We start from the raw sequence: 19,870 nt of genomic DNA on the forward strand, positions 1-19,870 counted from the left end.
GCCTCCGCATCTGAAAATCAGGTGATGAAAATAGCCATCAGAATGATGATTGCGAGGATCACGATGACGGACCACATTGTGAATTTCATGAAGCCGTCGAAGGTTTTGACCTGTTCAGAGATTTCCATCTCGCCGTGTTTATGATCTGCCATTTTGCGTTCCCAATTCGCGCATGTCGGTTGCTTGCGGGCGGAATTACTGGATTCGCCCGCCCCTGTCACGATGTCATTCCGGCGCAGGCGTGTCGTCCTGACCCAGATCCGCCGCCAGACGAAAGCCGATCCGGTTGGGCTTGGCATCCGGCTGCTGTTTGGGCAAGGCCCGCAACAGCACGGTCAGTTGCGTGACGTGCTGGATCAGTTGGGTTTTCGCGCCGCTTGCATCGCTGCCATAGAACGTCACGATATCGGGGTCGAAGTAGCCCATCCCCTCGATCCGCAGCACACCGGCATCGCCCCCGGCAAAGCCCATCGCCACCTCGTGTTCGGCATCGAGCTGTTCTTCGAAATTGCGAATATAGAGGATCAACCGCTCATAAGCCCAGCGCGCTGGGCTTTTCTCGGTCACCGGCTTTTTCATCTCCGTAGGGAGTTTTGCGGGCTTGGTGTCTTCGCAGGTATGCACCTCGTGCACTTGCGGGATCGCAGCGTTTTCCACCGCTTCGGCCGCCGTGCTGATCATCTTGTCCATCCGTTACTCCGCGCGCTGATAGAGCCAGGCCCCATCCTCGCGCATTTCGCGGGTCACGTCACCTGCCTGATAGAGATGGCTGCAATGGGCCACCGCCTCGACCAGGGCCAGACCGTATTCCCCCGCGCCGATGGTCCGTTTGAACAGCGGTGCAAAGCAATCGGCGGCGGTTTTCGGCTCGTCCAGATGACCCAGAAGGCGGCGGAGGGCGCCGTGATGATTTTCGACAAGCTGCCGCATCCGGGTGGGCAGACCGGTGAAAGGCAGCTTGTGCCCGCCAAGAACCAGATGATCGGGGCGCGCCAGGGCCGACAGCCGCTCGCACGCCTCCAGCCAGTCAGAGACGGGATCGGCCATCGGCTCGGTCGCGTATACGCCAATATTCGGGCTGATGGAGGGCAGCATCTGATCGCCGCCCAGCACAAGATTGCAATCGCGGCTCCAGAAGGTGGCGTGTTCGGGTGCGTGGCCGTTGCCGATATGCACGTCCCAGTCGCGTCCGCCCATGCGGATCACATCGCCCTGCTTGATCCGGGTGTAGCCCAGCGGCATGGGTGCGACCACATCGGCGAAATTGAACGGCCGCTCGCTGGCGCGTTGCGACAGGATCTCGGGATCCATGCCCGCGCTGCGGTAGAAGGAAAGCGTCTCGGGCGGCAGTTCCGTCTGCACGTCCAGCATCAGCATCCGCGCAAAAAGCCACGACGTGCGTGTCGTGATCAATTCGGCACTGTGCTCTGACTGAAACCAGCCGGCAAGGCCCACGTGATCGGGATGGTGATGGGTGACGACAACGCGACCAACCGGCTTGCCGCCAAGCGGACCGGCCATCAGCTCCGTCCAGATCGACTTGGACAGTTTCGAGGCAAAGCCGGTGTCGATCACCGTCCAGCTCTCTCCGTCGTCCAGCGCGTAGATGTTGACGTGGTCGAGCTTCATTGGAAGCGGCAGCCGCATCCACAACACGCCTGGTGCCACCTCGATCGCCTCACCGCGCTCCGGCGGTGTGTCCCAGGGATAGCGCAGAACCGGCGCCTCGCCGTCCATCGGCTCAGGCCGCCAATTCGTCGAGGCTGAGCGTGTAAAGCCCGTCTGCACCGCTTTGGGCATGGGCCAGCAACGCGATGTGTTCCGGCAAAAGACGCTCGATATAGAAACGTGCCAGCGCGGCGCGGGGACCCTTTGGATCCGCCATGGCCGCGGACAGGTGATAGTGTCCCCCCAACACGCGGGCAAAGGCGCGCAGATAAGGTACCGCCCCTGCGAAACGGTCTTGCATAGCGGTCTGGGCCGTCAGCCATTCCGTTGTCTCGCGCAGCGTCTCTGAGGCCTGCCATACACCTTCGGCCAGATTGGCAAGCTCGGGCATCTTGGCACGCACCTCTTCGGCCTGCGCCTCGATCTCGTCCAGCAGCCGGGCGGCGGTCTCTCCACCATCCATCATCTTGCGGGCCACCAGATCCATCGCCTGAATTCCGTTGGTGCCTTCGTAGATCGTGGTCACCCGGACGTCTCGCGCATATTGCGCGGCCCCGGTCTCTTCGACAAAGCCCATCCCGCCATGCACCTGCACGCCAGTGGCCGCGACCTCGTTGCCGACATCCGAACCGAAGGCCTTGGCGATGGGTGTGAGAAACGCGGCGCGGGCGCTCCAATCGTCATGCCCCGTGGCAGTTTCCATGTCGATGGCCACCGCACAGGCACAGGCGATGGCACGGGCCGCGAATACGTCGGCCTTCATGGTCATCAGCATGCGGCGCACATCGGCATGATCCGCGATGGGGCCTTTCCCGCCCTGCTTGCGGTCCAGCGCGTAGGCCAGCGCATGCTGATAGGCGCCTTCGGCCACCCCGATGCCCTGCCCGCCCACGCCGAGGCGGGCATTGTTCATCATGGTGAACATCGCGGCCATGCCGCCATGGGGCTTACCCACCAGCCAGCCGGTCGCATTTTCGTACTGCATCACGCAGGTGGGTGAGCCATGCAGGCCCATCTTGTGCTCCAGCGACACGACCTTGAGGCTGTTGGCCAAACCGGGCTCGCCGTTTTCATCTGGGATGCGCTTGGGCACCAGAAAGAGGCTGATCCCCTTCGTGCCCGGCACGCCATCGGGCAGGCGGGCAAGGACGAGGTGGCAGATATTGTCGGCCACGTCGTGATCGCCCCAGGAGATATAAATCTTCTGGCCCGAAATCGCGTAAGTGCCATCGCCGTTGGGCTCTGCCTTGGTACGCAGCGCCCCCACGTCCGAACCAGCCTGCGGTTCGGTCAGGTTCATCGTGCCGGTCCATTCGCCCGACATCAGCTTGGGCAAATAAAGCTCTTTCAGCTCATCGCTGGCGTGATGTTCCAGCGCCTCGATCTGACCCTGTCCCATAAGCGGCGCGATCTGAAGCGACAGGCAGGCCGCCGCCATCATCTCATTCACTGCCGTTGCCAGGGTGATGGGCAGGCCCATACCGCCATATTGGGGATCGCCACTGATCGACACCCAGCCGCCATCGGTGATCGCCTTCCACGCTTCGGGAAATCCCGGAGAGGTACGCACAAGACCGTTTTCCAGCCGCGCAGGCTGCGTGTCGCCCACACGCTGGAGCGGTGCGAGTATCTCTTCGCACAGCTTTCCACCCTCGCTCAGAATGGCCGTGACGACGTCGGAGGACGCCTCTGAAAACCGATCCGTGCCGGCGACCTGATCAAAGCCGACAACGTGTTTGTATAGAAATTCGTATTCAGCGACCGGAGCGCGATAGGGCATTGATATCCTCGTTAACAAAACGGCCGGGCTGAGAGAGCCGGTCCAAAGCCGCTTGGAATCCGCCCGGACCAAAGCTATGAGACCGTGTTGCGCGTCATATCAAACGGGCGCGTGACCGCACGCAACCAAAACGCCGCGTCACAGGATCATGCAACCGATCGACACCCAAATCCTCCGCGCCGACCCGGAGAACATCGCGCGTGCCGCCCATCTGCTCCAAAGCGGCGCGCTTGTCGCGTTTCCGACGGAAACGGTGTACGGACTGGGCGCGGATGCGCGGAACGGCAAGGCTGTGGCCCTTATCTTTCAGGCGAAAAACCGACCTCAGTTCAATCCGCTGATCGTACATGTGCCCTCCATGGAGGCGGCGCAGAGATACGTCCATTGGAGCGACATGGCGCAAAAGGTGGCAGAGGCGTTCTGGCCAGGGCCGCTGAGCCTTGTCTTGCCGTTAAAAGATAACCACGGCTTGTCTGATCTGGTCACGGCAGGCCTGTCGACGCTGGCCCTGCGCGTTCCGGCGCAACCGACGGCACGCGCCTTGCTGGAGCGTTTCGGTGGGCCGGTCGCTGCGCCATCCGCGAACCCGTCGGGACGGATCAGCCCGACGACCGCGGAACACGTGATATCCGGCCTTGGCGGCAAGATCGAAGCGGTGCTGGACGATGGCCCCTGTGGTGTCGGTTTGGAATCCACGATCCTGGGGCTGACATCCGCACCCCAGCTTTTGCGACCCGGTGGAATACCGCTGGAGGCGCTCACAGATGTCCTCGGCACATCCCCGGCAGCGCGCACATCGAAGGATCCTTTGACCGCGCCAGGCCAGATGCACTCACATTACGCGCCTCAGTCTGCCGTTCGGTTGAATGTGACAGCGCCGCGCGCGGATGAACTGCTGCTTGGCTTTGGGGCTGTGGACGGAGATCTGAACCTCTCTCCCTCCGGCGATCTGGTGGAGGCGGCGGCCAATCTTTTTGCTCATCTGCATGCGCTTGATGCGCAGGGCAGGCCGATTGCCGTTGCTCCGGTGCCCAATCACGGCCTTGGCGTTGCGATCAACGACCGTCTGAACCGGGCCGCGGCGCCCCGCTAGGCCCGGCCCGCTGTTTCGGACAACATAACCGGATCGACGCCCAGCGTCTTGAGCGCGGCGCTCCATTTGTCGTCATCGCCGCGCGCGAAGACAAGATCGGGATTTGCATCCGCCGTCAGCCAGCCGTTGCGGGATATCTCGCTCTCCAATTGTCCCGCGCCCCAGCCCGAATAACCCAGCATCATCAGCGCGTGATCAGGCCCTGTCCCCCCGGCGATATCTTCCAGGATATCAAGCGTGGCGGTCATCCCGAAGCGCTCGTCCACCTTGAGGGTCTGAATGCTTGAATGGTAGTCGCGGGAGTGCAAAACGAACCCGCGCCCGCTTTCGACCGGGCCACCGAAATAGACCGGCAGATCGCGTGCGGCCTCTGCCGGGGTAATCTCCAGCTGTTCCAGCAGGTCAGACAGGCGCACGCCGTCCGCCGGCTTGTTCACGATCAGGCCCATCGCGCCTTTCTCGCTGTGGTCGCACAGATAGATGACCGCTCGTTCAAAACGCGGATCCCCCATGCCGGGCATCGCAATCAGCAGCTTTCCTGTCAGGTTCAACATGCACGACTACCGCTTTTTGTCATGACCCGAGGATGACGGCACCCTAGCCCGGGTGCAAGCAGGCAGATCGGCGCGGCACGGGCTGACCAGAACGTGACTTGGCATTTCAATGCCGCTCCGCCATCTAAATCGGCATGATACGACTGCTTTCAATCCTGGCCGTTGGCCTTGGCCTGTCCCTGCCCGCGACCGCTCAGAACCTGGACGATATCGTCCGTCTCGACGTGCTTGACGGCGGCACGACGGCGCATGGCACACAGCGTGTCGCAATCCGGCTGAGTATGGCGGACGGCTGGAAAACCTATTGGCGCGCGCCCGGCGATGCCGGCATTCCACCGCGCTTTACATGGAAAGGATCGCGTAACCTCGGCGCTGTGGCGATGAGCTGGCCGACCCCGAAGGTCTTTGACCAAAACGGAATGCGATCCATCGGATATGACCGCGAACTGGTCTTGCCGATCGAGGTGACGCCGCAGGCTTCAGGCCGGGCGGTCCGGCTGAAGGGCAAGATGGATATCGGGATTTGCGAGGATATCTGTATCCCGGCAACCCTCTCATTCGATCACCGGACCGATCCGACGGCGGGCAGCAATCCCGTCATTGCGGCGGCCCTCGCCAATCGCCCGTTTTCCGAGCAAGAGGCCGGTGTGACCGCAGCGACGTGCCATATCACCCCAACCTCGAACGGATTGCGCATCGAGGCCCATATCGCGATGCCGCCGGCAGGCGGAAAAGAGGTCGCTGTTATCGAGCCGGGCGATCCGCATATTTGGTCGTCCGAGGCGCGTGCGACGCGGCATGGCGGCACGCTGGTGGCGGCAAGCGACCTGATCCATGTCGATCACACGCCGTTCGCCCTTGACCGGTCAGCTTTAAGGATCACGGTGCTGGGCCAGAAACATGCCGTCGATATTCGCGGATGCACGTCGGAATGACCTCACGTCCGCTTCTTGGCGCGATTGCCGTCTTGATCCATGAAGACCGAGTCCTGCTTGCCCAGCGCAAGAAAAATCCGGATGCCGGATTATGGGGCTTTCCGGGCGGACATGTTGAGATGGGCGAGACCGCACTTGCCGCTGCCGTGCGTGAGTTGAGGGAAGAAACCGGCATTGTGGCCCGCCCTCTGGACTATCTGACAAACATTGATGTCATTCGCAAAGATGCCCATGGGATCACTGAGGTCCACTATATGCTGGCCGCCGTGTTTTGCGCCTATGAAAGCGGTGAGCCCGTTGCCGCGGACGATGTAAGCGATGCGCGCTGGTTTGCTGTCGAGCATGTTGCACAGGGTGATCTGCAGATGAGCGACCGTGTCTTGCAGGTGATGGAACTGGCGGTTCAGCGCCGCGCCGCGCTTTTGGACAAAGCGGCAGCCAATTCCGCGCACAGATAGACAACGAAGACCAGCGCGACCGCCCCGGGGATAAAGAGCGCAAGGCTGCCTCTCATCCCGTCCAGGTCAGGCAGAAGGGTTGCAAGCGGCGCAGGCAATCCTCCGGTCACGGCGGTCCAGCCGACGGTCACGGCAAGCCAGGCGATGGACACGGCGAGCGCCGCGCTCACCGTCACGCGAACCGGTCGGTTGGTGCTGCGCAGCGCACGCCGCATCGCCGTCATTTTGCGACCGATATCGTATTGCACCGCGACAAGCGCCGGCACGATAAAAAGCACCAGCACCATGCCGAAGCCCAGACCAAAGACCAATGTGATCACCGTCGGCTTGAGGAACTGTGCCTGCTGCGATTGTTCGTAAAGAAGGGGCGTCAGTCCCAGAACCGTGGTCAGCGTCGTCAAAAGAACCGGTCTCAGCCTATCGCTGGCCCCCTCGATAATGGAGGGGATCAAACCGCGGTCCTGCGCGTATTCGTCGATCGTGGTCACCAGAACGATGGAATCGTTGATGATAATCCCGGTCATGCCAAGAAGGCCGACCACCGTGAACATGCTGAGCGGCACATCCCACACGAAATGTCCAAAGATCGTGCCCACCAGGCCAAACGGTATGATCGCCATCACGACCAACGGCCGGGTCCAACTTGAAAAGACCCACGCCAAAACGAGGAAAATGCCAGTCAGGCACAGGATCAGACCCGTCATGGCATCGTTGAGGAAATCGTCTTCCTGTTCGCTGAGGCCCGACAGGCGCCATTCCACCTGTTTCTCGCTCGCGATGGTCGGCAGGATCTCGTCTTCAAGCGCCTGCATGATCTCCTCGGCGCGCTCCGGATTGTCTTCGGAGATATCGCCGGTCACCGAAACAACACGAATGCCGTTTTCGCGGCGCACGGTCGAAAAGCCGGTGCGTTGTTCGACACTCACGATATCGGCAAGGGGTACGTATTGACCGCCGGGTGTGCGCATCTGGGTCCGTTCCAGGAAATCCGCCGTCAATTCTCCCTCTGGCAGTTCCACGCGGATCGTGGCGCTTCGCGGACCATCGGGATAGGTGGCCGCCTCCATCCCGTTCAGCCGGTTCCGCAGCGCGCGACCCAGCGCGTCAATCGTAAAGCCCAGGGCCTGGCCCTGCGGTGTCAGATCGAGGATCAGCTCTTCCTTGTCATAAGCTAGGTTGTCCTCCACCGCCGAAACCTCGGGATACCGCAGGAGCGCGGCCTGCAAGGCTTGGGACGCGCTTTTCAGCGTATCGACATCCGATCCGTAGAACTGGACATCCAAAGCGTCGCCTCCCGGGCCCGAACGCCATCCCCTGAAGGATACGGTTTCGACAAGTGGATGATGAATCACACGGTCCTGAAGCTCTCCGACAAAGGCGAAACTGGAATAAGGTCTGAGATCCGCGTCGATCAATTCGATCGAGATACCGCCAAGCATGTCGGTATCCTTGGCCTCGACCCCTGACAGACCCCGGCCCGAATTGCCGCCGATCTCTGCCATGACATAGTCAAGCGGATTGGTTCCATAACGTTCGGCATATTCAGCGCCCAAAGCCTCTGTCGCGCGCTGCATCTCCCGCATCATCTCAAAGGTGTCCTCGCGGGTGGCGCCTTCGGCCATGGCAAAGTTGCCGGTCACCGACCCTCGCTCGGGCGCGTTGAAGAAACGCCACTGCACATCACCGCTGATAAACAGCGCCGCCTGACTGGCCAGCAGGACAACAGCGCCGGCCAGAACGGCGTAGCGGGCCCAGATCACCCATGCCATGAACGGACGGAACAACCTGTCGCGCACCCAGCGAAAGCCGCGGTTCACGAACCGGCTGGGTTGATCGTACCAGCGCGTCTTTTCCGCGTGAACGAGAGCATGCGCCATGTGGTTGGGCAGGATCAGAAAACACTCCACCAGTGAGGCAAGCAGCACCACGATCACCGTGAAGGGAATATCGCGGATCAGATCGCCGAACCGCCCGCCGACGGCGACGAGACCGAAAAAGGCGATAACCGTTGTCAGGGTCGCGGCAAAAACCGGCATCGCCATCCGGCGGGCCGCGTTCTCGGCCGCGACGACCGGGTGTTCCCCAAGACGCTGAAACCGGTAATCGGCATGCTCTCCGACCACGATTGCATCATCGACCACAATGCCAAGCGTGATGATCAGACCGAAGAGGCTGATCATATTGATCGTGATACCCGCGGCGTACATCAATGCGATGGCCGCGAACATCGCGGCGGGTATGCCCGCGGCGACCCAAAACGCGGTTCTGGCATTCAGGAACAGAAACAGCAGGGCAAGAACAAGGCCAAGCCCCATCAGCCCGTTGTCCAGAAGTATATCAAGCCGGCCTGTGATCGCTTCGGCCCGGGTGCGGATCAGTTGGGCCGACACCCCTTCCGGCAGGCTCGCCTGCATCTGCGCCACGACGTCTTCGACGGTCCGTTGCACGTCGATGGCATCGCCCCTTTCGGAGCGGTCGACCCGGATCGACATGGCCGGATCGTCACCGACAAAGTAGCTGCGCACGCGGTCGACACCCTCGATCCGCACGGATGCCACATCGCCAATCGTGAGCTTTGAGCCATCGGGGTTGGAGCGCAGCACGATTGCCGCAATGTCCGCAGGTGTGCGCTTTTCGGTGCCGGTGCGCACACGAGCGTTGGCGCCCGTGACGTCGCCCGCGGGATCGGCGTTCACCTCGGCGGCAATCGCCGCCGCGATTTCCGACATCTCGATATCATTCGCGATCAGATTGGAGGACGGCACTTCGACCAGGGTCTGAGGCGCGACAAGGCCCCTGATTGTCGTGCGTGTCACACCGACGGTGAAAAGACGAACAATCAACTCATCCGCGAAAAGGCCGAGTTGTTGCGGGGAAATCGGCCCCGTGATCACAACATCCGTGACGCGGTCGCGCCAGGCGCCGCGCCGAACGCTGGGTTCTTCCGCATCCTCGGGCAACGTTGTGATCGCATCCACCGTCGATTGTACGTCATCGGCGGCGCGCCCCATTTCCCAGCCCGGTTCGAATTCCAGCGTGATCGTGCCGGACCCTTCGCGTGAGATCGACTCAGACGTTTCAACACCGTCTATGGCCAAAAGCGAAGGTTCCAGGATCTGTATGATCGAACTGTCGACATCCTCGGGCCCGGCACCTTCCCATTCGACACTGACCGTCACGTTGTCGACAACCACATCAGGAAAGAACTGCGCACGCATGTTGGGGATCGCGGCAATGCCCAGCACGATCAGCACGACCAACAGCAGGTTCGCCGCCGTCCTGTGGCGGGTGAAATAGGATAGAATGCCGCTGGCTGCCCCGGGGATGTTGCGCGCCATGACCTAGCCTCCCATCCGGGCTTCGATCCGCTCCACGATCCGCGTTGGTACCTGAGGCTCGGCAAGCTGCAGCAGCAGCCGCGCCTTGGTCACGTCCGGCATCCTGGTATTGGCTTCGACAAAGGCGACAAGTCTTGCCCGCCGCTCCTCACTTAGCTCCAGCATTGCCTGTTCCTCCGGGATGCCGTCATCCTCACGCAGCGGACGCACCTTAATCCCCGCCGCCAGAAGAGGGGTGCGTGCGGTCACGACAGATCGGCCCTCCAGACCCAGGCCGCGCACCAGAATATCGTCGCCCTGGCGGCGGATCAGATCGACGGGCAACATCTCAAGCCTTTCGTCGGCATCAAGTACCAGAACCGCGCCATCCGCCCCCAAAGCCGAAGCCGGCAGGCGCGCGACCCGGTCAACGACCGGTTCTTCCACCGAAACGGTCACAAAATCGCCGGTCTTGAAGCCCTGCGCCTGCTCCAGACGCGCGAACAGCAGGCGTCCTGTCTGCACATCGCCCACGCCCGCGCTGGCGCGATTGATCTGCCCGCTGGTCTGCAGATCAACCGCACCATCCAGCGTCACGACGACCCGTGCAGGCACCAAAAGGCCCGACGGACCAAGCAAGCGCGTAAACTGCGCGGTCGACACGCGAAACGACACCTCAAGGGCGTTGGGATCGACCAGCTCGGCGAGCTTTTCATTTTGCGACACCAGCCGTCCCTCGACCACGGTGACATCGCTGAGACTGCCGCTGAAGGGGGCTGTGATCTCGGTATCGGCAAGGTCGCGCTCCGCTTCCTCCAATGCGATCCGGGTGCGGGATAGACGCGTTGCCGCAAGATCGACGCGGGCCTCCGCCTGCGCTTCGGCTTGCCGGCGGGAGAGGACGGATTGACGGGCCTGCGCCGCGGACAGCTCCGCCGCTTCAACGGACGCAGCGGTGCCGACGCCGCGCGCCTCCAGATCGACCTGCCGCTGGAAGGCGCGATCCTGGAGGCTGGCCTGATCCTCCGCCGCTGCCAATTCATCGCGCGCCAGGATCAACCCGCGATCCGCATCGCGCACCTCGGCCTCTGCATCCCGCAGATCGTTTCTGACCCGCTCCAAGGCCGCCTCGAGGTTGGCCGGATCAATGCCCACCAACACATCGCCCTGCCCGACAACGCCACCCTCCACAAAACTGTCCGCCAAATGGATCACACGACCGCCGACGGCGGCCCGCATCTCAAGCGTGCGGCGGCTTTGGATCTGTCCGAAGGCCGTCAGGATGGGTGACACGCTTTCCAGCTGCGCCACCTGCACGTTCACGGCAAACACCCTCTCGCGCGCGGAGGGTGGACGCCGATCATCCGCCATGCGCGTTTGCACGGCGCCATAGACAAGCTGACCCGCGTAAATCAGCAAAGCCAGCGTAACCGACGCCAGAAACACACCAATCAGACTTTGGCGCAAAAAGCGCATCCCGGCCTATCCTTTACCACTCTACACAGCCTGGCATTAAGGTAGCGAGCCCCCAAAAAATGCCAAGCCACAAGGGTGTTAACGCTGAACCCCGCTATTTCCGGCGGTGATGTTCGTCGAGACGGGGCAAGATTTCGACAAAATTGCAAGGCCGGTGCCGGTAATCGAGTTGCAGACTCAGAATTTCGTCCCACGCGTCTTTGCAGGCGCCGGGGCTTCCGGGCAAGGCAAAAAGATATGTCCCGCCTGCAACCCCCCCGGTTGCCCGGGACTGGATCGCGGATGTGCCAATTTTGTTCATCGACACGATCGTGAAGACAGTACCAAACGCATCAATCTCTTTCTCATAGACGTCGCGATGCGCCTCGACCGTAACGTCACGCCCGGTTAGCCCCGTGCCGCCCGTTGAAATGACGACATCGATGTCGGGGTTGGCGATCCAGGTCCGAAGCTGGGCTGAGATCTCCGCCCGCTCATCCCGCAAAATCAGACGCTCGGCAACGACATGGCCCGCCGCCTCGATCCGGTCGACCAGCACCTGACCGGACCGGTCCTCGTCCAGGCTGCGGGTGTCCGAAACCGTCAAAACGGCAATCCGGATCGGAATGAAGTCCATGCTTTCGTCGATACGGCTCATGATTTAACGCCCCGCGCTTAGGGCAACGCGTGCGGCAAGGGCGCCGAATACGGTTGCCGACAGGATCCGCAAACCGCGTTCGATCGTCGGGTTGCGCGTCAGGGCAGCACCGATGCCGCCGGCGGTCAGGCCAACGGCGGCTTTCACGGCGAAGCCAAGTATCGCGATGATGCCACCGAACAGCATGAATTGTGGCAGGATCGCGCGGGCGGGATCCACGAATTGCGGGATAAACGCCAGGATGAACAGGATTACGGCCGGGTTCGACATGTTCACAATCAGTCCATCCCGGAAGGCACGGGACGGACGCACCGCCCGCCCCCCTTGGGTCAGGGGCGTGTTCAAAGTCTTCCAAGCCAACCAAAGCAGATAAGCGACCCCCAGCCAACGGATAACCCCGAAAAGCCAGGGCGCGGCAGCCACCAGCGCGCCCAGACCGGCGCCCGCCAAGGCTGCGTTCACAAAGGCGCCGGTCGCGATCCCGGCCGACGCAGCGACCGCAGCACGACCTCCGCCGCGCAGACCCTGGGCTAGTGCGAACATCATGTCCGCCCCCGGTGTCAGAACCAGCGCAAGAACAGCCGGCACAAATGCCAGAAGCGTGATCGGATCGACTGGCAGCATCATGTCGTCACCCTCACCTTGAGTTCGAGAAGATCGGCCCAGGCATCCCGTTTGGCAGCCGGATTGCGCAACAGATAAGCCGGATGAAACATCGGTAGCACAGGCTTGCCCAACGCCTCGACCCAGTTCCCGCGCAATCGGGTTATACCACGTTTTCCCAGAACGGCCTGACAACTGATATTGCCCATCAACACCAGGATATCCGGCGCCGCAAGCGCCACATGTCTTTCCAGGAACGGCTTCAACATGCCGATTTCCTCGGGCTTCGGATCCCGGTTCTGCGGTGGACGCCAAGGCAGCACATTGGTGATATAGACGTCCCGGTCGCGGCTCATATCTGCGGCGGCCAGCATGCGATCCAGCAATTGGCCTGCCCGTCCGACAAATGGACGCCCTTCGCGATCCTCGTCCCGACCGGGCGCCTCTCCGATGATCATCACGCGTGCGCCCGCCCTGCCGTCCGAAAACACCAGGTTTCGCGCGCCTTTCTTGAGCTCACAATGTTCGAAAGCGCCCATTTGCGCGCGTAACGCCTCAAGCGTTTCGGCTTGTGCGGCCATGTCCTTTGCGATCGCGACGGGATCCTCAGCCAAGGCCATAGGGGCGGGAGCCGACTTTGGCTCTGACAACGGCTTTGCATTCGGTTTCGGCGCAGACGCTGCAAGCGTGTAACGATCCACCGGTGCGTCGCCGATGGCCTCGGTTGCGCCGAGTTCAATTTGCCACTCAAGCATGGCGGTCAGGGTATGGCGGTCCAACGTTTGCATCCCCGCTAAGCTAGAACCGCTTCTGTCCAAGGTAAATGGGTCAGACGGCCATCACCCCACCTGCGCCGGCGGGGAACGGGCTTTCGCAGCGATCCGAGCCCTAGCTTGACCTTCTTGGCAGGATCGCCTCTTCGGCTCATAAGGCCGTCCGTCAAGTCTGTCTGCGGCAGACGCCCGAAGATTGGCAGTCTCCGACTTGCTGCCGTTGTGCAGTCTGACTATAAGACGCGCGCAGACTGCGGAGAGGTTCATGTCCTTTGATCACCGTCATCTTTTGGGGATCGAACAACTCAAACCGCATGACATATTGGCAATTCTTGATCTGGCCGACGAGTATGTCAGCCTGAATCGCAGGGCCACCAAGCATTCCGATGCGCTTTCGGGCCTCACTCAGATCAACATGTTCTTTGAGAACTCGACGCGCACGCAGGCTTCGTTCGAGATTGCCGGCAAACGTCTGGGTGCTGACGTCATGAACATGGCGATGCAGGCAAGCTCCATCAAAAAGGGCGAGACCCTGATCGACACGGCGATGACGCTGAATGCGATGCATCCCGATCTGCTGGTGGTCCGGCATCCGCAGTCGGGCGCCGTCGATCTTCTGGCCCAGAAGGTCAATTGCGCGGTGCTGAACGCGGGTGACGGGCGTCACGAACACCCGACCCAAGCGCTTCTCGACGCGTTGACGATACGACGGGCCAAAGGGCGGCTGCATCGCCTGAACATCGCCATTTGCGGGGACATCGCGCATTCCCGGGTGGCGCGCTCGAACATCCTGCTGCTTGGCAAGATGGAAAGCCGCATTCGCTTGATCGGCCCGCCGACATTGATGCCGTCGGGCATCTCCGACTTTGGCGTCGAGGTTTATGACGACATGCGCTCAGGGCTCGAAGATGTCGACGTTGTGATGATGTTGAGACTGCAGAAAGAGCGGATGGATGGCGGCTTTATCCCGTCGGAGCGCGAATATTATCATCGCTTCGGACTGGACGCTGAAAAGCTCAGATGCGCCAAGCCCGATGCCATCGTCATGCATCCCGGACCGATGAACCGCGGCGTTGAAATCGACGGGGAAATCGCGGACGACATCAACCGCTCGGTCATCCAGGAGCAGGTAGAGATGGGCGTGGCCGTCCGCATGGCGGCGATGGATCTGCTGGCGCGCAATCAACGCGCGGACATGGCGCTTGCCCAATGAGCGTTACAATGGTCATCCCCCGGGGCGAACGCGGCATGGTGCATGTCTTTCACGTCGATCGCCCCGACGCTGAGCTTTCAAATCTCGAAGAGGGCCGGATTGGAGGCGCCCTTCTGGGTGTTAACGGGATCGTCGCGGATCAGCTTGAACTCTTTCCCGTTCGCAATCTCGAAGGTTTGGGGTTGTCAGGTTACCTGACCGAAGGCCACGGCATCGCAGACAGCGAAATTGCAGCCGATGCATCACAGCTCGACCTGTTGGAGGGTTATGTGCTTCTTGTGCGTTCGGCGGCCATATCCCCTTCCGGCGGCACGCTCAGCCTCGCCTCCGGGGTGTCGCATATCGCCACCTATCCAGAGGAACGCACTGATTGGAGCGCGGGGCCAATCGAAGCGACAAGTGCCAAACCTCATACCGGGTCGACCAGATCACCGCGTGAGGCGCGCGCCGAAGCGCGCAGGATGGGCGGCACGGTGTTTACGATCTTCATGGTTCTGATCGGACTGGTGCTTCTGGCGGTTCTGCTCATATGACCACAAAAACCTTCAGACCGGATCGTGCCACGTATGTCCGTGCCCATGCCTGGATGGCGGCAATCGGCATGGCGGGGGCGATGGTGGTACTTTGGCTGATCGGCAGCCCTCATATCTGGACCGGGGCCTTGGCGGGGCTTGCAGCGATCGGGCTGCGAGGCTGGTATCTTGCCTCTGAAGAGCTTGCCGCAGAATGGGCAATCGACGGTAATGCCCTGACTGGCCCGGGGGACCAGCGGGTGCCGCTTTCCTCCATTGCGCAGGTGCGGACGATGGGAGGGTATGTGCAGGTAATCACCGAGAGCGGGAGCAAGTATCTCATCAAGTATCAATCGGACCCTGCCGCCACCAAGTCTTCTATCGAAGGGGCCCGACAATGACAGATCCGAAACCCGATCCGAAACTTGCCGGTCGCATCGCGATGATCGTTCTGGTGCTGATGTTTGCGTTCGTCGGCGTCATGATATGGATCGGGGGCTAGTCAAAATGACCGCAACCGATGGTTTGGACCGGCATCTGTCAGAAGAGCGCCGCACGGGTCGATGCCATGCACGCCATGGATCAGCGCTGGAAATAAGGTGGACATGGCTCAACTGATTATCCAAAACGTCCGCCTGATCGACCCCGAAGCGGGAACCGACACCCTTGGCGCCCTTTCGATCACCGACGGATGCATTTCCGCGCGTCATGATATGGCGACCCCGGGGGAGGCAGCTGAACGACTGGTGGACGGCCAGGGCAAATGCCTCGCGCCAGGCATCGTGGATATTGGCGTGAAAGTCTGCGAACCCGGCGAGCGGCACAAGGAATCCTATGGCTCGGCCGGCCTTGCCGCCGCAGCCGGGGGCGTGACCACGATGGTGACACGCCCCGACACCACCCCCAATATCGACAGCCCCGAGACGCTGGAATTCGTCACCCGCCGCGCCAACGAGGCAGCACCTGTGAATGTCGTACCAATGGCGGCCCTGACCAAGGGACGGGCCGGGCGCGAAATGACAGAGATCGGTTTTCTGATGGATGCCGGCGCCGTTGCGTTCACCGATTGTGACAACGTGGTCGCCGACACCAAGGTTTTCTCCCGCGCGCTCAGCTATGCCAGCAGTCTTGGCGCCTTGGTCATGGCCCACCCGCAGGAGCCCGGCCTGTCCGCAGGCGCCGCTGCCACCTCCGGAAAGTTCGCGTCGCTTCGGGGGCTTCCCTCTGTCTCTGCCATGGCGGAACGGATGGCACTGGATCGGGACATCGCATTGGTCGAGATGACCGGAGCGCGATACCATGCGGATCAGATCACAACCGCGCGGGCCCTACCCGCCCTGGAACGGGCCAAGTCGAACGGGCTGGATATCACCGCTGGCGTATCAATTCATCACCTGACCCTGAACGAACTGGATGTCGCCGACTACAGGACATTCTTCAAAGTCAAACCACCACTCCGCTCCGAAGAAGATCGCGTCGCCGTGGTGGAGGCCGTGCGCAACGGACTGATCGACGTGATCTCGTCGATGCACACGCCGCAGGACGAAGAATCCAAACGTCTGCCCTTTGAGGAGGCCGCGAGCGGCGCTGTCGCGCTGGAAACGCTGCTGCCCGCCGCCATGCGGCTTTACCATGCCGGACATCTGGATCTGCCCACTCTGTTCCGCGCGATGTCGCTGAACCCTGCCCGTCGATTGGGCTTGCCTGGCGGGCGCCTTTCCGTAGGGGCTCCGGCCGACCTTGTACTCTTCGATCCCGACACGCCATTCGTCATGGACCGCTTCAAGTTGCATTCGAAATCCAAGAACACGCCATTCGACGGCCAGCGGATGCAGGGGCGCGTGCTGGCCACCTATGTTGCGGGCCATGCCGTCTATAAGAGGTCCGACTGATGCCATCCTTTGAAAGCGCCCTTTCGGTCCTCCTGCTATGGGCCGGCCTCGGCTACCTCTTCGGTTCGATCCCTTTCGGCATCCTGCTGTCCCGCATCTTTGGCCTCGGCGATCTGCGCAACATTGGCTCGGGCAATATCGGAGCGACAAATGTCCTGCGCACCGGAAACAAGCTGGCCGCTGCGCTCACGCTCGTATTCGATGCGGCGAAGGGCGCTGCCGTCCTCCTTCTCGCCCGCTCATTTGCCGCCGAAGATGCTGTGCAAATCGCTGCTTTCGCGGCGTTTGTCGGGCATTGCTATCCTGTCTGGCTGGGCTTCAAGGGCGGCAAAGGCGTTGCGACATTTCTGGGGATCATGCTGGCCCTGGCCTGGCCTGTCGGCCTGGCCTGTTGTGCAACCTGGATCGTCGGCGCCGCGTTGACGCGCATGTCGTCCATGAGCGCGATCCTCGCGGCATCCTTCTCTTCGATCTGGCTGGTTCTGCTGGGCTATGGCACGGCGTTGATCCTGACGATCATTCTGACGATCCTCGTCTTTTGGCGGCATAGCGCCAATATCGCCCGCATTCGCGCAGGGACCGAGCCAAAGATCGGGCAAAAGGGCTAAATCACCAATATCGCTCAGCACACCATATCGGAGGCCGCCATGACCGATTTCCTCTTTCCAGAGCTTGAAACGGATGCGGCCGCGATCGACGCGTTCGTCACCCGGCAGAATGCGCGCACGGCCTCGGCCTTCATGACGGAGGCTTTTGAAGCCGACGCAAGGCTGGCACAGGACATTCTGCAACGCCGCGACAGCCTCACGGCGGTTTTGCGCAGGGGCGCATGGCTCTACACCTTCCGCCAGACCAAAAAGAACCCCAGAGGGCTTTGGATGCGGCGCCCCGCAGATCAGCCGCCAGACCCGGAGGCTGAGTGGGAAAAGGTCTTTGATCTTGACGCCTTCTGCGAGCAGTCAGGGGAAACATGGCAATGGTTCGGTGCCGTCACGGCGCCGTTTGACCCAGATAAAGTAATGTTTCGTCTGGGATATCAGGGATCCGACCAATGCCGTCATATCGAGTTTGATGCACGCACCAAAAAAATCGTCCCAGACGGGTTCGACCTGCCCGCCGAACGGTCAAGCGTCGATTGGCTGGATCCCGATACACTGCTTTGGTCCACCTCCACGGAAAACGACGCCCAGACCTCTTCGGGCTGGCCGGGTGAGGTGCGGCTTTTGAAACGCGGGACGCCACTCGCCGAAGCTCCGGTCGTCTTCGCGGCCGAACCCGGAGACGTGTTGGTTTCGGGATATCGAACCGAAACACCGGACGGAATGCCGCTGCAAAGCTTTATGCGGGTGTTGGAGATCGGAAAGCAGCAAGTGACGATCCTGCGCCGCGATGGCGCGGTCACCCGCCTTCCCAGCCCGCCCGATACCACGGTTCAGCACAACGCCACTCACTTTGCCTATGTCGCGAAATCAAAGGGCGGGCCTGCCGGCGCCTTGATGCTGGGTCAGATCGGCGCGGATCTACCGGTCCGCTGCGTCATGAGGCCGCCCGAAGGCGGGCGCATTGAAGCGGCAAGCGTTCTCTTCCTCAAACACTGGCTGCTCTGGCTCAGCTATGATCAGCTCACGCCTACGCTCTACTGCCTCGACCTCAACGATCCCGGAGCGCAGCCACATCAGATTGCCCTGCCGGAAGAGGCCGAAACGATCTGGGTCAGCCCCCACGATGCGCATATCGATGGCGGGGATGAAACGTTGCAATTGTCGCTACGGGGCTTTCTGTTGTCGCCCCGCATTTATCTCTTCGACCTGAACGCCGGGCCGGACCGGGTTAGTTGGAGATTGCTTTGGCAAGAGCCTGAAGTCTTTGATGCCAGCGGCATGACAGTGCAGCTTTTGCATGCGACCTCCGATGACGGAACGCAGGTGCCCTATCATCTGGTCCTGCCCAATGACCACGCGGTCCAGGCAGGGGGCTTGCCCGTGCTTCTTTATGGCTATGGCGGCTTTGGCATGTCGCTGCATCCCTGGTATGACAAGATCTGCGGGACGTTGTGGCTGTCGCGGGGCGGCGCTTACGTCCAGGCGCATATCCGAGGTGGCGCAGAGCTTGGGCCGGACTGGCACGAGACCGCGAAACGCGAAAACCGTCCGCGCGCCTTCGAAGACTTCGCCGCGATTGCATCGGATCTTGTCAAACGCGGCTTTAGCAGGCCGGACAAGATCGCCTGTCACGGGGCGAGCAACGGGGGACTCCTCTGCGGGGTTATGCTGACCCGTTATCCTGACAGGTTCGGAGCGGTCTGGGCCAAGGTTGGCGTGCATGACATGCTGCGCTTTCACAAATTTCCCGCTGGACGTGCCTGGATCGACGAATACGGCGATCCAGAGCGGGAACCGGACCGGACGTGGCTCAGCGCCTATTCACCGCTGCATCAGGCGCGCCCGGTGGCGGAGGTGACCTATCCGCACGCACTGATCGACACGAGCAGCTTTGACGACCGGGTGGATCCGTCCCATTCCCGTCGTTTCGCCGCGCAGCTCCAGGCCCTGGGGCATGACAGCTTTTATCAGGAGCATCGCGACGGAGGTCACGGCGGCGGAGGCGCAAGCCACGCCCGTGCGCGCGAGGCAGCCTTGGGTTACATGTTTCTCAGAACGGCATTGGGGCTTGAAGACTGAAGCCGTCCACCGCCTGCGGGCCTGGCCATCGGGTACGTCCGAAGGGCAGGCGCGAGGTCGGCGCTATCATGTGTCGAAATCCGTGTTCGCGCGTGGCAAGTCCATCAAACTCGTCGCTCATGAGATCGGCGGCACGGACTACATCAGTCTAAACCTCTATGACCTTAGCGCCGGGCCGCGGCTCTTCCCTTGCGAGATGCCGATGGAAAAGGTCTTGGCCTTTCTGACCGATCTCGAAAAGGCTTGATCTTCTTTCAAATCCTGTTATTTCTGAATTA

Annotated in this window: 20 protein-coding genes; 10 read left to right on the top strand and 10 right to left on the bottom strand. The window is 61.6% G+C overall.

The features are described from left to right. Positions 1–17: 17 nt before the first annotated feature. The 4 genes from CFI11_RS20225 to CFI11_RS20240 form a co-directional block, all read right to left on the bottom strand. Complete coding sequence (locus CFI11_RS20225; protein ID WP_130409214.1) at positions 18–152, bottom strand: aa3-type cytochrome c oxidase subunit IV; 135 nt, start codon at positions 150–152, stop codon at positions 18–20. Between the two features lie 73 nt (positions 153–225). Further along, the gene (locus tag CFI11_RS20230) at positions 226–690 is read right to left on the bottom strand and encodes a DUF6173 family protein (RefSeq protein ID WP_130409216.1); all 465 of its coding nucleotides are present in this window, start codon (positions 688–690) and stop codon (positions 226–228) included. Between the two features lie 3 nt (positions 691–693). Next, entirely contained in the window at positions 694–1,737 is a 1,044-nt protein-coding gene (locus CFI11_RS20235; RefSeq protein WP_130410101.1) for an MBL fold metallo-hydrolase, read from the bottom strand. Positions 1,738–1,741: 4 nt separating this feature from the next. After that, positions 1,742–3,448 (bottom strand): acyl-CoA dehydrogenase, encoded by a 1,707-nt coding sequence (locus CFI11_RS20240; RefSeq protein WP_130409218.1) that lies wholly within the window; start codon positions 3,446–3,448, stop codon positions 1,742–1,744. A 148-nt stretch (positions 3,449–3,596) separates the two neighbouring features. Between CFI11_RS20240 and CFI11_RS20245 the strand changes: the two genes are divergently transcribed. Further along, on the top strand, positions 3,597–4,541 hold the full coding sequence (locus CFI11_RS20245; RefSeq protein WP_130409220.1) for an L-threonylcarbamoyladenylate synthase: 945 nt from the start codon (positions 3,597–3,599) through the stop codon (positions 4,539–4,541). On the opposite strand, the gene CFI11_RS20250 is transcribed toward CFI11_RS20245, so the two are convergent. Continuing rightward, positions 4,538–5,092 (bottom strand): YqgE/AlgH family protein, encoded by a 555-nt coding sequence (locus CFI11_RS20250; protein WP_130410102.1) that lies wholly within the window; start codon positions 5,090–5,092, stop codon positions 4,538–4,540. The two genes, CFI11_RS20245 and CFI11_RS20250, sit on opposite strands and share 4 nt — an antisense overlap. Positions 5,093–5,229: 137 nt before the next feature. Here CFI11_RS20250 and CFI11_RS20255 point away from each other — a divergent pair, with 137 nt between their 5' ends. Together CFI11_RS20255 and CFI11_RS20260 are read left to right on the top strand one after the other, a co-directional pair. Next, positions 5,230–6,030 carry a protein-disulfide reductase DsbD domain-containing protein gene (locus CFI11_RS20255; protein ID WP_130409222.1) on the top strand — a complete coding sequence of 267 codons (801 nt, stop codon included), beginning with the start codon at positions 5,230–5,232 and terminating at the stop codon, positions 6,028–6,030. Further along, positions 6,027–6,488: an NUDIX hydrolase gene (locus CFI11_RS20260; RefSeq protein WP_130409224.1), complete on the top strand. Its 462-nt coding sequence runs from the start codon at positions 6,027–6,029 to the stop codon at positions 6,486–6,488. Before CFI11_RS20255 ends, CFI11_RS20260 begins: the two co-directional genes overlap by 4 nt. Here CFI11_RS20260 and CFI11_RS20265 read toward each other — a convergent pair. From CFI11_RS20265 to CFI11_RS20285, 5 genes are all read right to left on the bottom strand, one after another. After that, the gene (locus tag CFI11_RS20265; protein WP_130409226.1) at positions 6,434–9,826 is read right to left on the bottom strand and encodes an efflux RND transporter permease subunit; all 3,393 of its coding nucleotides are present in this window, start codon (positions 9,824–9,826) and stop codon (positions 6,434–6,436) included. The genes CFI11_RS20260 and CFI11_RS20265 overlap by 55 nt on opposite strands. 3 nt (positions 9,827–9,829) lie before the next feature. Then, positions 9,830–11,281: an efflux RND transporter periplasmic adaptor subunit gene (locus CFI11_RS20270; RefSeq protein WP_130409228.1), complete on the bottom strand. Its 1,452-nt coding sequence runs from the start codon at positions 11,279–11,281 to the stop codon at positions 9,830–9,832. Positions 11,282–11,375: 94 nt separating this feature from the next. Further along, complete coding sequence (moaB, locus tag CFI11_RS20275) at positions 11,376–11,918, bottom strand: molybdenum cofactor biosynthesis protein B (protein WP_130409230.1); 543 nt, start codon at positions 11,916–11,918, stop codon at positions 11,376–11,378. Between the two features lie 3 nt (positions 11,919–11,921). Next, on the bottom strand, positions 11,922–12,545 hold the full coding sequence (locus tag CFI11_RS20280; protein WP_174843516.1) for a LysE family translocator: 624 nt from the start codon (positions 12,543–12,545) through the stop codon (positions 11,922–11,924). Further along, positions 12,542–13,309, bottom strand: a complete 768-nt coding sequence (locus CFI11_RS20285; RefSeq protein ID WP_130409232.1) for a uracil-DNA glycosylase family protein — start codon at positions 13,307–13,309, stop codon at positions 12,542–12,544. Before CFI11_RS20285 ends, CFI11_RS20280 begins: the two co-directional genes overlap by 4 nt. Before the next feature lie 250 nt (positions 13,310–13,559). Between CFI11_RS20285 and CFI11_RS20290 the strand changes: the two genes are divergently transcribed. The 7 genes from CFI11_RS20290 to CFI11_RS20320 all read left to right on the top strand — a co-directional run bounded on the left by CFI11_RS20290 (position 13,560) and on the right by CFI11_RS20320 (position 19,839). Continuing rightward, positions 13,560–14,507: an aspartate carbamoyltransferase catalytic subunit gene (locus CFI11_RS20290; protein WP_130409234.1), complete on the top strand. Its 948-nt coding sequence runs from the start codon at positions 13,560–13,562 to the stop codon at positions 14,505–14,507. Continuing rightward, on the top strand, positions 14,504–15,040 hold the full coding sequence (locus CFI11_RS20295; protein WP_130409236.1) for a hypothetical protein: 537 nt from the start codon (positions 14,504–14,506) through the stop codon (positions 15,038–15,040). Before CFI11_RS20290 ends, CFI11_RS20295 begins: the two co-directional genes overlap by 4 nt. Then, the gene (locus tag CFI11_RS20300) at positions 15,037–15,420 is read left to right on the top strand and encodes a hypothetical protein (RefSeq protein ID WP_130409238.1); all 384 of its coding nucleotides are present in this window, start codon (positions 15,037–15,039) and stop codon (positions 15,418–15,420) included. The genes CFI11_RS20295 and CFI11_RS20300 overlap by 4 nt, the downstream gene beginning before the upstream one ends. A 204-nt stretch (positions 15,421–15,624) precedes the next feature. After that, the gene (gene pyrC, locus CFI11_RS20305; RefSeq protein ID WP_130409240.1) at positions 15,625–16,911 is read left to right on the top strand and encodes a dihydroorotase; all 1,287 of its coding nucleotides are present in this window, start codon (positions 15,625–15,627) and stop codon (positions 16,909–16,911) included. Beyond that, the gene (gene plsY / locus CFI11_RS20310) at positions 16,911–17,519 is read left to right on the top strand and encodes a glycerol-3-phosphate 1-O-acyltransferase PlsY (protein ID WP_130409242.1); all 609 of its coding nucleotides are present in this window, start codon (positions 16,911–16,913) and stop codon (positions 17,517–17,519) included. Before pyrC ends, plsY begins: the two co-directional genes overlap by 1 nt. Positions 17,520–17,558: 39 nt before the next feature. After that, positions 17,559–19,592, top strand: coding sequence for a prolyl oligopeptidase family serine peptidase (locus CFI11_RS20315; RefSeq protein WP_130409244.1), 2,034 nt, complete (start codon positions 17,559–17,561; stop codon positions 19,590–19,592). After that, a complete protein-coding gene (locus CFI11_RS20320; RefSeq protein WP_254448977.1) occupies positions 19,582–19,839 on the top strand; it encodes a hypothetical protein in 258 nt (85 codons plus the stop codon). Before CFI11_RS20315 ends, CFI11_RS20320 begins: the two co-directional genes overlap by 11 nt. The last annotated feature ends 31 nt before the right edge of the window (positions 19,840–19,870 follow it).

The organism is Thalassococcus sp. S3, assembly GCF_004216475.1.
Taxonomy (GTDB): Bacteria; Pseudomonadota; Alphaproteobacteria; order Rhodobacterales; family Rhodobacteraceae.